Consider the following 13,170-nt stretch of genomic DNA (forward strand, 5'->3'; position numbering starts at 1 on the left):
TACGAGGCGGATTTAGTCCGGGTGATGTTGCGAAACAAACAGAAGCCCAATACTGCACGGGGACTATTACGCAGATACAGAGGCCACATCCATAGGAAGTAGATTGTCTTACCCCGGGAGATCTGAATGAGTTCTGTCAATTGTAAGCGCGATTACAGGAGAAGAAACATTTGGCAGAGATGTTAAATGCCTCAATCAGAAGTCAGCAGCGGTCGTAGTACTGCATTTTTCGGATGCAGAAAGGACCAAATGTTAGGATGGCAAAGGAAACAGGAAGTTTATGGCAGAGCGTTTACAGCGGAACCACATTAGAGAACTGCTTATATGAGGGTAGGACGGAATCCGAGAGTAAATTATAAGAGGAGCTGAGCCGAGCCGTGCAACCAATGTACACAATGCCTGGGAAGGAGTTTTTTTTTTAGTATTATGCTTGAAGAAATATTAGACATCCGAAATGTACAAAGAGCCTTTAGGCAGGTTACTGCCAATAAGGGTGCTGGTGGTATTGATGGTATGCAGACCGATGAACTTCGCGACTACCTGAATGCTAACTGGCAGGCATTACGGAGTGATATTTTATCAGGCCATTACCGACCGAACGCTGTAAGAAAGGTAGAGATACCCAAAGGCAGTGGTGGTAAGAGGATGCTTGGCATCCCAACGGTCATTGACCGGTTGATCCAGCAGGCCATCTCTCAATGGCTGAGCCCCAAGTACGAGGGCGACTTTTCCTCTGATAGTTATGGTTTCCGGCCAGATCGCAATGCCCATCAGGCAGTGTTAAAGGCTCAGGAATATCTTAACACAGGTTACACCTGGATTGTGGAACTTGACCTGGACAAATTTTTTGACCGGGTAAACCATGATAAACTTATGCATCTGCTGTCAGTAAAGATAAAGGATAAGCGGACATTGAAGCTTATTCGTCTTTATTTGAGTGTGGGGATCATGGAGAATGGATTGGTCAGCCCAAGAAAAGAAGGAACGCCACAAGGCAGTCCATTAAGTCCGTTACTATCAAATGTTATCCTTCACGAACTCGATGTTAAGCTCGAGGAGCGTGGGCACAGGTTCGTGCGATATGCTGATGATTGCAGTATCTATCTAAGAAGCAGGAAATCAGGACACCGGGTAATGAGAAGTATTTCAGTATATCTGGAAGACTGCCTGAAACTGAAGGTTAACAGGGAGAAAAGTAAGGTTAGCAGGCCAAGCCAAAGTAGTCTGCTCGGGTTTTCATTCTATGGTAGCAAAGAGGGATGGAAGATGCGAATTTCATCCAAATCTCTAAGAGCGATCAAGGAGAAAATCCGGGAGCAAACTAAACGTAGCCAACCAGTTCCATTCCAAGAAAGAATATTAACGCTTAAGGAAATCATTCATGGTTGGGTTAATTATTTCTCTATTGCAGAAGCAAAGAGTCATATGACCAGACTGGACGAGTTGATGAGGACCAGACTGCGGATTGTTCTTTGGAAGCAATGGAAGAGTATAACGGGTAGAGCGCGGAATTTAATGAAGATGGGGTTGGTAAAATCAAGGGCCTATCAATTGGCCAATACCCGTAAGGGGTACTGTAGGACTGCAAACAGCCCGATATTACTTACAACCCTTGACAAGAAGTTCTTTTTGAGGCATGGACTTGATGGATTTACCAATTATTACTATTGGAAAACGACACACCAAACGAAGTTATTCTAACAAACCGCCGTATACCGAACGGTACGTACGGTGGTGTGAGGAGACAGCAGGGAAACTAATTCCCTGCTTCTTACTCGATCACTGTTTTTTCTGACTGGCATATTTTTCATTTGCCTCTGCCTGTTTCCATTTTTTCCAAAATATAGAGGCCGATATAGCTTTATTCTCATCTCCGGTACCACGATCAAGCGCTATATAGCCGTTATCTTTATCGTACTTTTTACCTCTTTTATAATTTGCATACCGCCGTGCCCGGGTATAGCCCATTTGGAGGTATTTGCGGGCCATATCTGCACCCACAAAATCATTTGCTTTAAGGTATTTTATAAAAAGTGCATAAATCTTCTCACTACTTTTTAGCGCAATTTCGGGTGTTTTAAAACGCCAAAACTGCCCGATTTCCGATTTATAGGGCTCACAGATTAAAACGCCCTGTTCGCCTTTGCCAACCCGATACATTTCGGGGTGTTTGCTATAATCTATATCCGGCTTCCACGCGTATTTTGCAATGTCGAAGTTCAGGTAGCTCGGCTTATCCATGGTTGTTGGTTATGCCATGTTTAAATTTTTATTCACAAACTCCTGTGCACTTCTTAAATCAGTGTTTACCTGCTCTTTGGTTAAATCAGAAATTGAATTGAGCGGATCATCTGTAAATTCGCTCATTAAAGTGACTGCACCTTCTCCTTCAGTTCCATCCCCGGTAATATTAAAAATGCCTTCTACGCCTTCGTTAACAAAGCTGTACTTTACTTCGAAGTTTTGTTTGCCTTCTGTAGGAATCTCGGCAATTTCTCTATACTCACGGGCCTGGATGGTTTCAAGGCCTTGTTTTACTAATTTTATCGCTTCGGTTTTTTGTTCTTCTGTCATAACTCCATTAATTAGTTTTAATATTTAACATTTAAGAAAGGCTAAAGTTTGGTTTTGGGCAGCTTGCTTGGGTAAATTAGCTGTAAGTGCATAGTAGTGAATTGCTCCCACTCCGTGGTCTGTGTCCCCATGTAAAAGCACCCCATGGTCTGTGTCTCCACAGACCACAAGGTTGAAGTATTAAATCTCTCCGTAATCTGTGTCCCTATGCAAATCACTCCATGGTCTGTGTCTCCACAGACCACAAGGTTGAAGTATTAAATCTCTCCGTAATCTGTGTCCCTATGCAAATCACTCCATGGTCTGTGACCCTACACACCACAAGGTTGAAGTATAAAATCGCACCGTAATCTGTGTCCCTATGTAAAGCACTCCGTGGTCTGTGTCCCCACAGACCACAAAACTTGAGTTAGTAAAGTCCTCCGTGGGGACACAGACCACACACCGACCACAAAATCAAACATCAATATAATAACATTTTAACTGCTTTAGGAGATACAAGTAACAAGCAGTCCATGTTGAGCATTAAATAACATAAACACGCTTTTTCTTATGTTATTTAAAATTCCCTCAGTTTAAATCGTACCATTTGGGTAAGTCGATCAAATCATCTCTCCAGTTAATATCCCCATTATCATCCAGCTGGCCTGTAGAAAGGAAATCTATTTCGGGTTTGCTTTCGGCAATTTTCTTTTTAAACTCAAAAGCGTCGATCATAAGGTACTGATGGAGACGTTCTTGCTCTGATAAGCTTTGGCAAAGCAGCACCAGAACCCGCTCGCCCCTGATAGACTCTATAATTATGCTCTCCCAAATTTTCATATCAACTACTGTTTTATATGCCTTATTATCAGCTTAAACATAAATGGCATTATGCTTAAGCTATTGGTTATATCTGAGCAACACTTCCAAAACTAAATGGTTTATTTTTTCTATCTATCGGTTCCGTTTAGCATAAGATCAAGCATTTTTATAATCCAGTATAAATACCCGACACAGTTACGGTTTTTAATAAAAAGGCAAATGCGGCAAAACTGGGCCGAAAAGTAAGGTGTTTAAGCTAGAGATATTGGCTTATGGAAAATAAATATTCAATCAAACCTGGAAAACCATTTCCTCTGGGTGCTACCTGGACGGGCAAGGGTACTAATTTTTCGCTTTTTGCCGAGAGTGCAGAAAAGGTTGAACTTTGTTTATATGATAATGATGGAAACGAAACGGGAAGGATAGAGCTTGTAGACCGCGACCACCATGTTTTTCATTGCTTTGTAAATGAGGTTTTGCCGGGCCAGCTTTATGGCTACCGCGTACACGGACCTTACCTCCCTGCTGAAGGAAAACGGTTTAACCCGAATAAGTTGCTGATCGATCCATATGCCAAGGCCATTTGCTGCGGCTTAACCTGGAACAAAGCGGTATTTGGATATGATATTGATGGAGAAGATAAGGACCTTGGTTTTTCTGACCTTGATAGTGCAGCCTATGTACCCCGATCGGTAGTGGTAAACCTGGCTTATGATTGGGAAGATGATACTCCTCCTGACATTTCTTACCATCAAACGGTTATTTATGAGTTGCATGTTAAGGGCTTTAGTGAGCTCAATCCATTAATCCCCGAAGAGTTGCGTGGTACTTTTGCTGGCATTGCACATCCGGAAAGCATAAAATATTTAAAATCGCTTGGTATTACCGCAGTTGAGCTGATGCCGGTACATGAGTTTATATCCGACGGGCATTTGCAAGACCGTGGCCTGAGTAACTACTGGGGATACAATACCATCGGGTTTTTTGCTCCCCACGAAAAATACAGTTCATCAGATGGCCGGGGCGGGCAGGTAAATGAATTTAGGGATATGGTAAAAGAACTGCATAGAAACGGGCTTGAAGTACTATTGGATGTAGTTTATAACCATACCGCTGAAGGAAATGAACTAGGGCCAACACTTTCTTTTAAAGGGATTGACAATGAGAGTTATTACCGGTTGGAGCAAGACAATAAACGCTATTATACCGATTATACGGGTACTGGGAACACGCTTAATACTAGGATGCCTTCGGTGTTGAGGTTTATTATGGATAGCCTCCGCTACTGGGTAAAGGAAATGCATGTAGATGGTTTCCGGTTCGATTTGGCATCAACACTGGCCAGGGGGCTGCATGAAGTGGACAGGCTGGGAGCTTTTTTTGATATCATCCACCAAGACCCTGTTATTTCGCAGGTAAAACTGATTGCTGAGCCCTGGGATGTTGGGGAAGGGGGATACCAGGTAGGTAAATTTCCGCCGGGCTGGGCCGAATGGAACGGAAAATACCGCGATACCATGCGCAGGTTTTGGAAAGGAGACGAGGGCATGGTTGGTGCGTTTGCCGAGCGCTTTATGGGTAGCCCTGATTTATACATGCAGGAGTACCGAAGGCCAACAGCCAGTATAAATTTTATTACTGCACACGATGGCTTTACACTGAATGACCTGGTGAGTTATAATGAAAAGCATAACGAGGCCAATGGCGAAGATAATCAGGATGGCGAACAGCATAACCATTCGTGGAATTGTGGGGCAGAAGGTGTTACAGCCGATGTGCAGATCAATTACCTCCGGGATAAACAGAAGCGGAATTTTTTGGCTACACTTTTACTCTCCCAGGGCGTACCGATGATTACTGCCGGAGATGAAATGGGCAAAACGCAGAAAGGAAATAACAATGCCTATTGCCAGGACAATGAAATTTCGTGGTTAAATTGGGCTAATATGGATGCTGAGCTGGTAGCCTTTACCCGCAAGTTAATCGCATTAAGGCTTCAGCATCCGAGCCTGAGAAGGAGGGAATGGATTGTTGGCGACCGGATAGATTCTGACGGGCTTTTAGATGTAGCCTGGTTTGCCGGTAATGGCAAATTTATGGATGAGCAGAAATGGTATGATGAACACCAGAAGTGCCTGGGCATTTTTCTGCATGGCGAAGGAATTCAGGGAACGGATGAACATGGGAACGAGGTTTCTGATTATCATTTCCTCCTTATTTTTAATGCAGGTTTTGCTACTTCGGAATTTAAGCTTCCTGAAAGCCGGTTTAGCAAGAGTTGGGAGCTGGTGGTTTCGACAGGGGATACCAAAACATTAAAGCCGAGGTACGCAGCTGAAGAAACTGTACCTGTAGAAGAAAATAGTATATTAATATTCAGGGCAGAATAAATCTGTCTTGAATGTTAAATAAGTGAGTAAATCTATTTTGAGCAAATAAGCTTAAACAAATACAGGGTGTTTAATCTTTCTGCTTTCTTAATTTCTTGTTTTCTTTTAAACGCTCATTTACACCATCATCCACTCCGCGCCCTTCATCCATGGGTTTATAAATAGATCCGGTTGTATCAGCAGCCTTGGGTGGCATTTTTAACTGGTATTTATGCGAAATGTTACCGGTAAGGTGTTCATTAAACCTGGGGAAAACATTTTGTTGCATCTTAAATACAGAGTATCAAAGCTTTTCTACTAAAAACACTTATGTTTTCGCCATCGTTTTGCAGCAACTTATTAACCGTGTTTATTCTTTATTAATGTTGTAAATCACCGCTCATAATGGTAGTAATCTTAAATAAATCAATGTAAGTCAATCTTTTTTGATGTTGTAAGTTTACTATACCGCCAAATTTTAGGCAATTGTTTAATGGGAGGGGTATTAGCATGTACCTGATGTTTCTTTTACCTGATTTAATGGGGATAAATACCCCGGCAAGCCTGCGGTTAACCCCTGTTTTGGCAGCATTGCACCTTTAAACAAAACTTTTTGATTGGGTAAAGGATTTTTATTAAAACAATTTATCAGATATGAAAAAGCAAATATTATTCGTGGCAGCTGCATTAATTTCAGTATTAATGGCCTGCAATTCAGAAAAACGCTCATCAGGTAGCGATTCTAGTGCTAATGATACTTCAATGAGCTCTATGAGTGCTACCGATCCTATGCAGGATAGCACAACTACAAGCACTGATACCACAACTACTGATACTACCAAGCACGGAAGTGCAGGCACACAGCAGGCACAACAATAGAAATGATGGGTTGCGCGTTGGGTACAGCTACAGCAATGCGTTACCCCCTTTTTACCAAAGCACTGGCTTAAATTTTAAACTTAAATGATAAGAAAATGGTACAGGAAAATCAATCAACCCCGGAAGAAACAGAAATTGGACAAGACGGTGGCACAGAACAGAATGCCGGACAGGACATTGGCAATGATGATACCCAGGAAAGCGGTACGCTTGGGGGACAATCTGGTAACGAACAATCTCCAGATGAATCATCAGATGATTTAGAAAATACAGAAGGTACTGATAACACGCTGGAAGATGAGGAATCTGATGCGAGCGAGCTCGACATTGATGAAGGCACAGGAAATCCCGGGTTGGGTTAACCAGCCCTGAAGGTTACCAAAACCGGCTGATTTGAGTCGGGCAACATCACGTCAGCAAAGCAAATATTGCCTTGCTGACGTTATTTTTGTGTAATGTACCCCGGCTCAAAATTTAATCGAGAGGTATTAAAAGATTCATTTTGTTTTAATTTAAAGTTTATGAGAAAATATATTTTTGCTTTAGTAACGGCTGCATTGATGGCCAGTGCGGGCTGCCACTCTGATCAGACAGAAAAGAACAGCAAATCAACAGGTGCTGATTCTACTGCTCAGGATAGTAGCAGGCTTGATTCTTTTGGAGCTGATGGTAGTGCAAAAAGCATGAAGGGAACAACTGAAGATAGTACAATAATGGGGAGCCCTCCGCATAAGAATTAAAAAGGGGTTGCAATTGGTTGCAAACCAGGTATGCAGCCCAATAAATAAATAAGATTATGGAAAATAGTAATAGTAATGATTTAAAAGAGGCATCAGAAAACGAATCACTCACACCTGTAAGGCCACCTTCAGAAGATATAATAAAAGGGGCAGGACAAGATGATGCCATAAAAGAATTGCGAAACAACCGTTCGGCTGAAGACATAGATGAGGAAGAGCAGCACGGTACTGATCCTGGTGCTTACCCAGGCCCGCGTGATGGGGAGTAATATATAATGCCTTTATTGCAATTGAAGCAATTGTAAAACAAAGTAAATTGATAACTGTGAATAAATTGAACCTGCCCTGGTACTTAATACCAAGGCAGGTTCTTTTTTTATTTTCTTTTGCAAAAATGATTTATTACCAGTGTACCTACGGTGAGGGCAAGTGCTACCTTGCCGATCATACCTACAGGGTTATGCCTGAATTCTGATTTCCAGCCCCTCTCTTTAATAATATTTGGAATTGTACCTTTTTTAAAGTCATCAATAATTCCTTCCCAGGCGTTTACACGATCGGCTAAAATTAAGGGTATCCAGTGGCGGTACCTGTCTTCACTGTGTTTAAAAGCATACCTGCGTATTGCTCCGCTAAGTCCTGATGGTGGTGCGGAGGTTCCGAATACTACGCTGGGCTGAGGCCGCTCAGTAGATTTTAGCAGCTCAACGGTTATAGGCTGCTGCGCTGATTTTTCGTAATTGCTCCGGTTATGGTCGTCTCCGGTGTAGTTTTTAATGGGATAGGTGGGTTCGTTATCTGGATCGATATCCATTCCCCATCCCGGAATATTTTTGTAATCTTGATTTTGATTGTTCATAACATTAAGGTTTAGTTGATGGGATAAGTACAGTTTTAATACATTCATCTAACTTGGATGAAAAAATCCGGTAAGCTTCCGAAATTTCTTCGAGCGGCACTCTATGGGTAATCAGGCCTTTAGGGTTAAGCCTTCCAGATTGAACGTGATCGATCAAGCGTGGCAAAAGCCTTTTAACTGATGCCTGGTTTGCCCTCAGCGTAATTCCTTTGTTAAGGATGTTGCCAATTGGAACATAATTAAATGGTGGGCCATAAACGCCAACTACAGATACAATTCCTCCTTTTTTAACTGAGTTTATTGCCCATTGCAGCGCAGTTGCTGTTCCGGCTTGCATTAGGGTTACTTTACCGGTAAAGGTTTGTAGCGTGTTTCCTTCTGCTTCGCAGCCTACACAATCAATACATACATCGGCTCCATACCAATCAGTAATTTTTTTAAGGAAAACAACAGGATCGGCCATTGATTTAAAGTTGTAAGCTTCGCACTTTGCATAATTTTTTGCAAACTCGAGGCGGTAGTCTACATGGTCGATAATGATTACCCTTGAAGGACCAAAAAACCATGCGCACCTTGCAGCCATAATGCCTATTGGGCCTGCGCCGAAAACCACAACCGTATCGCCTTCTTTTATGCCGCCCATTTCTGCTGCCTGGTAACCTGTTGGAACCACGTCTGTTAACAACACGGCATCATCAGGGTCCATATCAGGAGGAATTACAGTTGGACCAACATTTGCATAGGGCACCCTTACATATTCTGCCTGCCCGCCATCAAAGCCACCGGCAGTGTGCGAGTAACCAAAAATACCTCCCACAGCGGTGGCCATGGTATTGGATTCGTGGCAGTTTCCGTAAAGGCCCTGCTTGCAGAAATTACATTTTCCACAGGCAATATTAAAAGGTACCAATACCTGATCGCCAACTTTGACATTGGTTACTAAAGGGCCAACTTCTTCTATTATACCGGTAAATTCGTGCCCAAAAGTAGAGCCTATGCGTGTATCGGGTACCATGCCATGGTAAAGATGAAGATCTGAGCCACAGATGCAAGTCCTTGTAACCCGTACAATCGCATCTTCCGGATGAAGGATTTCAGGCATTGGCCGCTCAACGGTACGTACCCGGTAAGGGCCGCGGTAGTTCATTGCTAACATAATTTTAAAATTTAATTTAAGTAAATGATAATTTTCTGTTGGTTACTACACCATTTTAAGGGGTTAATTGAGAAAAAGTATTGTGTTACTTAATTAGAACATTGGTTTTTAGCAACAGGTTTGAAATTATTGAGATTGCTTGCTAAATACGACAATGATCATTCAAATATTTACAGGTGAGGGATGTTTCTGCATGGAATAACAAACTTTTCACCCATTATGCCATGGTCTGTATCTCCACTAATCACCATTTTATTTAATGGTCTGTGAGGACACAGACCATGGTATTGGGACTTTTCACCCATTATGCCATGGTCTGTGTGTCCACTAATTACATTTTGAATTAATGAATGGTCTGTGAGGACACAGACCATGGGACTGGAAATATCATCTGTGAGGATACAGACCATGGTATTGGAGACCATATTTTGAATTAATTAATTGTTTGTGGGATACAGACCATGGGACTGGGTTTTACTATGGCCATGAAACCGACCACTTATCAAATCCGCCTGATGTTTTTCCTTTGCTAACATTGTTGTACAGTTGTTCTACTCCGCCTTCAATCTGTTTATTTTTTTTCTCAAGTGTTTTAATAATCTCTTGCTCAAGTGAAAGATCGCTGTTTACTTCCCCTTGTTTTTTCAGGTTATTATTTTTGCTGTTATCTTTCATGGTATAACTTTTATTCATCCGGCTCTTTTTCCCAATCGGTAGGGTTACGGCTGGTATCTGTATCGATGCTATCTCCTTTTGGGATATCAGGATCAGCAGGTCGCTTATCTTCAAAAGATTGTGGCCCGTTTTCCGCTTGCTGATCTTCATTGCCTAAAGGTTCATCTTCGAGCCCATGTTTTGCTTTTTCGTTGTCAGTCATTTTGCCTTTGCTAATGTGGTTAATGTATTTTGTTAAGTTGTAAGGCTATTTTATTTGGGCCTGTAAATTCACGGCTTCTTGCAGGTGGGTTTGCAGTGAAGGCAGTTTGGCAGCGGCAAATGCCCTAAGGTCTGCATCATAAACGCCCATATCGCCTGCTGCATTAGAGAAAAGTGCAATCGCATCTTGATGGGAAGCAACCATAATTTTCATAAACTCCCTATCAAATAATGATGGATCTACGCTGTTAAGTTTATCAAGATTTGCCTGTTCTTTAGGTTGCAAAGCATTTGGTACATTCCATCCTTTTGCTGCTGCTAGCGATTTCATTTCATTTCCTACGGAGGTATGATCTGTTGTCATGTGCTCGCCATAATGCTTTACCGCAGCATTTTGCCCCTTTTGAGTGGCTATTGCACCTGCCTGTATCTCAAAACTGTTACTGCTCGAAGCCTGGGTTACAAACGACTGGTTGTCCATCGTGTAATTTTCGTCGTCGTCCTTTTTACAGCCTTGTAAGCTCAATATGGTAAGTGCTACCATCATTAATGTTTTTAGTGTTTTCATAATTTCTTATCTTTTGTTTCTAATGAAAACCATTTTTTTAATGTGCTGGTTTAGGGGTGAAATACCCGAAAGAAGCTGATAAATCCCTGAATTTGCTTCCGTATTTATTCGTAGAAGTATGTGTTGTGAAATGTGATTGGTTTATAATAATAGCATCGTAAAGCTATTGATGCAGGCGTTGAAAACGAACGCAAGCATGATTTACTTTGAAACCTCCCTGCCGTGGGCAGCGACCAATCATAGTTACTTTGAAACCTTCCTGCCGTGGGCAGCGACAAATCAAAGTTACTTTGAAACCTTCCTGCCGTGGGCAGCGACTAATCAAAGTTACTTTGAAACCTTCCTGCCGTGGGCAGCTAAGAATCATTATTAATAACTTGATGTTTTAAGCTAATGCCCGTTTTTTAATAAGCATTGCATCACCTATCGTTTAAAACGACAATATATTAACGCTATTTAAGCACTTGTTAAGAACGAATGTTAGTGTGGTTTTATTCATTTAATAATGTGGCCACTGGGGTTTGAGGTGCCTTTAGGCAAAACCCTTGTTTTATTTGCATCCGTTGGCAAAACGCATAAATACCCAAACCAAACATGTGTCCAAACGATAGGGGAAGTCTGTACCGACTTTCGTTTCTCCTCATAACTGAGGGCCCGCTTATTAGCATCCTTCATTAGCTATATCATTATGGTTAAAAATTGTTTTTCGGGTTAGCGCAATATCCTACATGTTATTTGTTTGCAGGATTATTGACGTTACTTACCGCATATACCCAGGAGTTTTTTCCACAGTTTTCGCATTTTTTGTTTGCAGGCCCCGTATGGTAGTTACCGCAAAATTTACACACCTGCTGTGTGCTTTGCCGATGTATTTTATCAGACATTTCCCTGTCCCATTCCGGAATGGAAGATAGCCCCGGCACAGGCTCAGTTTTTTTAAGTAAGCTAAAAGATCCTCCAGCTTCAAAGTACAAACGCTTAACCATGCCAAGGTGGCTAATTCCTCCTGATCGAAGTTGCGAAAGTACCCTATCCCTGGTAATACGCGTAAGCATCATGGCTTTGTAATTAAGCACACCATCTTTAACCAGCATATTGTATTTATCCTGCGTTAATGATTCGAACTTTTTATTCTTTGTCGCAATTTTGGCAATTAAGATCTGGAGCGTGATAATTACCATAGCGATTACCACCGCTGGGAGCAGGCCTCTGTCAGGATTCATTAACGGCACCCCCACAGCTGCTGCAAGTGAGGCTACCGCCGCCATCTCATTACGGCTGAGTTGAGATGACATCCGTTTGCCCATCAGCCGCATTGATACCATGAGGATGAGGTAAATAAAAGCTGTACGGAGAATTACCTCGATAAAAAAATGAAAAGGAACTTCACCAAGGAGGATGCGTTGAATATCAGACAGTTTAATTTCGTATTCTTTCATAATTATTTCGCAATTACAGCCTGGCCCCAATTAACGGCGTGGCAATTTTTACATTCTTTTTCTGTATCTGATTCAGGGGCAGGATTTCCACATTCCTGGCAAATGCTGGATTCTTTAATTACATTAAATTCTTGTGCCGCATTCTCATCAGCAGGGGGGAGCAGGCTTAAGCCAGGTTTTGCCTCATCATATTTAAAAACAGAGAAAATACCACAAGCTTCCAGGTAAAGCCTTTGTACTTCGCCCAGGTTGTATATATTTTGATTTCTTAGTACTGCACGCAATTGCTCGCGGGATATTTTCATGCTATCAAGTTTGGCAGCAAGCATTACCCCATCCTTAACCAATAACGATTCGCTTCCCTGGGTAATGAGCTCAATTTTATGGTTTTTCGAAGCCAGGTAGGTAATGCCTCTTTGAAAGGCAAAAGCACAAAAAAGCACCAGGATTCCCTGTAGCAGGCCCTTATCGGGTATTTGCATAGGCACAGATACAATTGCACCGAGCGTAAGCATTACGGCCAGCTCGGAAATGGTTAACTGACCGCCCATTCTTTTGCCCATTAGCCTGAGCGTAATCAATAGAAACAAATAAATAATAATTGTTCTGATTAAAACTTCCAGTAAAAATTCTATGGGTGCTGTACCTATAAAAATCCGGTGCCAGTCACCCCAATGTATCTCTTCTTTTTTCATGTTTAATTTAAATCAGGTATGAGTTATACCTTTTAATTGAGCTAGTTAAATGCTCAACATTGCTTGCTGAGGTTCAGTTTTATTGAAGAAGAAAATGCGTACTTACAGCATAAAGGTCCCCGTATTTCAACGGGTAGTAGCTTTTCATCAAAAATAGCTGTATTAAGTTTAGGTGATTATTATGATTACGGTATTTCGCTACAAGCAAACA

The 13,170-nt window shown here is 41.8% G+C and carries 18 protein-coding genes; 7 read left to right on the forward strand and 11 right to left on the reverse strand.

The features are described 5' to 3' along the window. Positions 1 to 426: 426 nt before the first annotated feature. Positions 427 to 1,701, forward strand: coding sequence for a group II intron reverse transcriptase/maturase (gene ltrA, locus ACZZZW_RS10905; RefSeq protein ID WP_463492318.1), 1,275 nt, complete (start codon positions 427 to 429; stop codon positions 1,699 to 1,701). Positions 1,702 to 1,779: 78 nt separating this feature from the next. Here ltrA and ACZZZW_RS10910 read toward each other — a convergent pair whose 3' ends face one another. From ACZZZW_RS10910 to ACZZZW_RS10920, 3 genes are all read right to left on the reverse strand, one after another. Further along, positions 1,780 to 2,241, reverse strand: coding sequence for a DUF4385 domain-containing protein (locus ACZZZW_RS10910; RefSeq protein WP_463493314.1), 462 nt, complete (start codon positions 2,239 to 2,241; stop codon positions 1,780 to 1,782). 9 nt (positions 2,242 to 2,250) lie between these two features. Continuing rightward, positions 2,251 to 2,574: a hypothetical protein gene (locus ACZZZW_RS10915; protein WP_463493316.1), complete on the reverse strand. Its 324-nt coding sequence runs from the start codon at positions 2,572 to 2,574 to the stop codon at positions 2,251 to 2,253. Positions 2,575 to 3,144: 570 nt separating this feature from the next. Next, complete coding sequence (locus ACZZZW_RS10920) at positions 3,145 to 3,396, reverse strand: hypothetical protein (protein WP_055903305.1); 252 nt, start codon at positions 3,394 to 3,396, stop codon at positions 3,145 to 3,147. Positions 3,397 to 3,650: 254 nt separating this feature from the next. On the opposite strand from ACZZZW_RS10920, the gene glgX reads away from it, so the two are divergent. Continuing rightward, positions 3,651 to 5,768, forward strand: coding sequence for a glycogen debranching protein GlgX (gene glgX / locus ACZZZW_RS10925; RefSeq protein WP_463493318.1), 2,118 nt, complete (start codon positions 3,651 to 3,653; stop codon positions 5,766 to 5,768). 70 nt (positions 5,769 to 5,838) lie between these two features. Here the strand turns inward: glgX and ACZZZW_RS10930 are convergent, their stop codons facing one another. After that, complete coding sequence (locus ACZZZW_RS10930; RefSeq protein ID WP_463493320.1) at positions 5,839 to 6,036, reverse strand: hypothetical protein; 198 nt, start codon at positions 6,034 to 6,036, stop codon at positions 5,839 to 5,841. Positions 6,037 to 6,401: 365 nt separating this feature from the next. On the opposite strand from ACZZZW_RS10930, the gene ACZZZW_RS10935 reads away from it, so the two are divergent. The 4 genes from ACZZZW_RS10935 to ACZZZW_RS10950 all read left to right on the forward strand — a co-directional run bounded on the left by ACZZZW_RS10935 (position 6,402) and on the right by ACZZZW_RS10950 (position 7,635). Next, positions 6,402 to 6,626, forward strand: a complete 225-nt coding sequence (locus tag ACZZZW_RS10935; RefSeq protein ID WP_463493322.1) for a hypothetical protein — start codon at positions 6,402 to 6,404, stop codon at positions 6,624 to 6,626. 95 nt (positions 6,627 to 6,721) lie between these two features. Beyond that, entirely contained in the window at positions 6,722 to 6,988 is a 267-nt protein-coding gene (locus ACZZZW_RS10940; protein ID WP_463493324.1) for a hypothetical protein, read from the forward strand. A gap of 159 nt (positions 6,989 to 7,147) precedes the next feature. After that, entirely contained in the window at positions 7,148 to 7,366 is a 219-nt protein-coding gene (locus ACZZZW_RS10945) for a hypothetical protein (protein ID WP_157255318.1), read from the forward strand. A gap of 56 nt (positions 7,367 to 7,422) precedes the next feature. Then, complete coding sequence (locus tag ACZZZW_RS10950) at positions 7,423 to 7,635, forward strand: hypothetical protein (RefSeq protein WP_463493326.1); 213 nt, start codon at positions 7,423 to 7,425, stop codon at positions 7,633 to 7,635. A gap of 107 nt (positions 7,636 to 7,742) precedes the next feature. Here ACZZZW_RS10950 and ACZZZW_RS10955 read toward each other — a convergent pair whose 3' ends face one another. From ACZZZW_RS10955 to ACZZZW_RS10975, 5 genes are all read right to left on the reverse strand, one after another. Beyond that, positions 7,743 to 8,225, reverse strand: coding sequence for a hypothetical protein (locus ACZZZW_RS10955; RefSeq protein ID WP_463493328.1), 483 nt, complete (start codon positions 8,223 to 8,225; stop codon positions 7,743 to 7,745). Positions 8,226 to 8,229: 4 nt separating this feature from the next. Further along, complete coding sequence (locus ACZZZW_RS10960; protein WP_055903310.1) at positions 8,230 to 9,381, reverse strand: zinc-dependent alcohol dehydrogenase; 1,152 nt, start codon at positions 9,379 to 9,381, stop codon at positions 8,230 to 8,232. 477 nt (positions 9,382 to 9,858) lie between these two features. Continuing rightward, the gene (locus tag ACZZZW_RS10965) at positions 9,859 to 10,074 is read right to left on the reverse strand and encodes a hypothetical protein (protein ID WP_463493331.1); all 216 of its coding nucleotides are present in this window, start codon (positions 10,072 to 10,074) and stop codon (positions 9,859 to 9,861) included. Next, the gene (locus ACZZZW_RS10970) at positions 10,067 to 10,258 is read right to left on the reverse strand and encodes a hypothetical protein (RefSeq protein ID WP_463493333.1); all 192 of its coding nucleotides are present in this window, start codon (positions 10,256 to 10,258) and stop codon (positions 10,067 to 10,069) included. The genes ACZZZW_RS10965 and ACZZZW_RS10970 overlap by 8 nt, the downstream gene beginning before the upstream one ends. Before the next feature lie 45 nt (positions 10,259 to 10,303). Beyond that, a complete protein-coding gene (locus ACZZZW_RS10975; protein ID WP_463493335.1) occupies positions 10,304 to 10,825 on the reverse strand; it encodes a DUF4142 domain-containing protein in 522 nt (173 codons plus the stop codon). Positions 10,826 to 11,021: 196 nt separating this feature from the next. On the opposite strand from ACZZZW_RS10975, the gene ACZZZW_RS10980 reads away from it, so the two are divergent. Continuing rightward, positions 11,022 to 11,198 (forward strand): hypothetical protein, encoded by a 177-nt coding sequence (locus ACZZZW_RS10980; RefSeq protein WP_463493337.1) that lies wholly within the window; start codon positions 11,022 to 11,024, stop codon positions 11,196 to 11,198. Between the two features lie 358 nt (positions 11,199 to 11,556). Here the strand turns inward: ACZZZW_RS10980 and ACZZZW_RS10985 are convergent, their stop codons facing one another. Continuing rightward, positions 11,557 to 12,264 (reverse strand): DUF421 domain-containing protein, encoded by a 708-nt coding sequence (locus ACZZZW_RS10985; RefSeq protein ID WP_463493339.1) that lies wholly within the window; start codon positions 12,262 to 12,264, stop codon positions 11,557 to 11,559. A 2-nt stretch (positions 12,265 to 12,266) separates the two neighbouring features. Further along, on the reverse strand, positions 12,267 to 12,959 hold the full coding sequence (locus tag ACZZZW_RS10990) for a DUF421 domain-containing protein (RefSeq protein ID WP_463493341.1): 693 nt from the start codon (positions 12,957 to 12,959) through the stop codon (positions 12,267 to 12,269). Between the last annotated feature and the right edge of the window lie 211 nt (positions 12,960 to 13,170).

The organism is Pedobacter sp. AC379, from assembly GCF_979258145.1.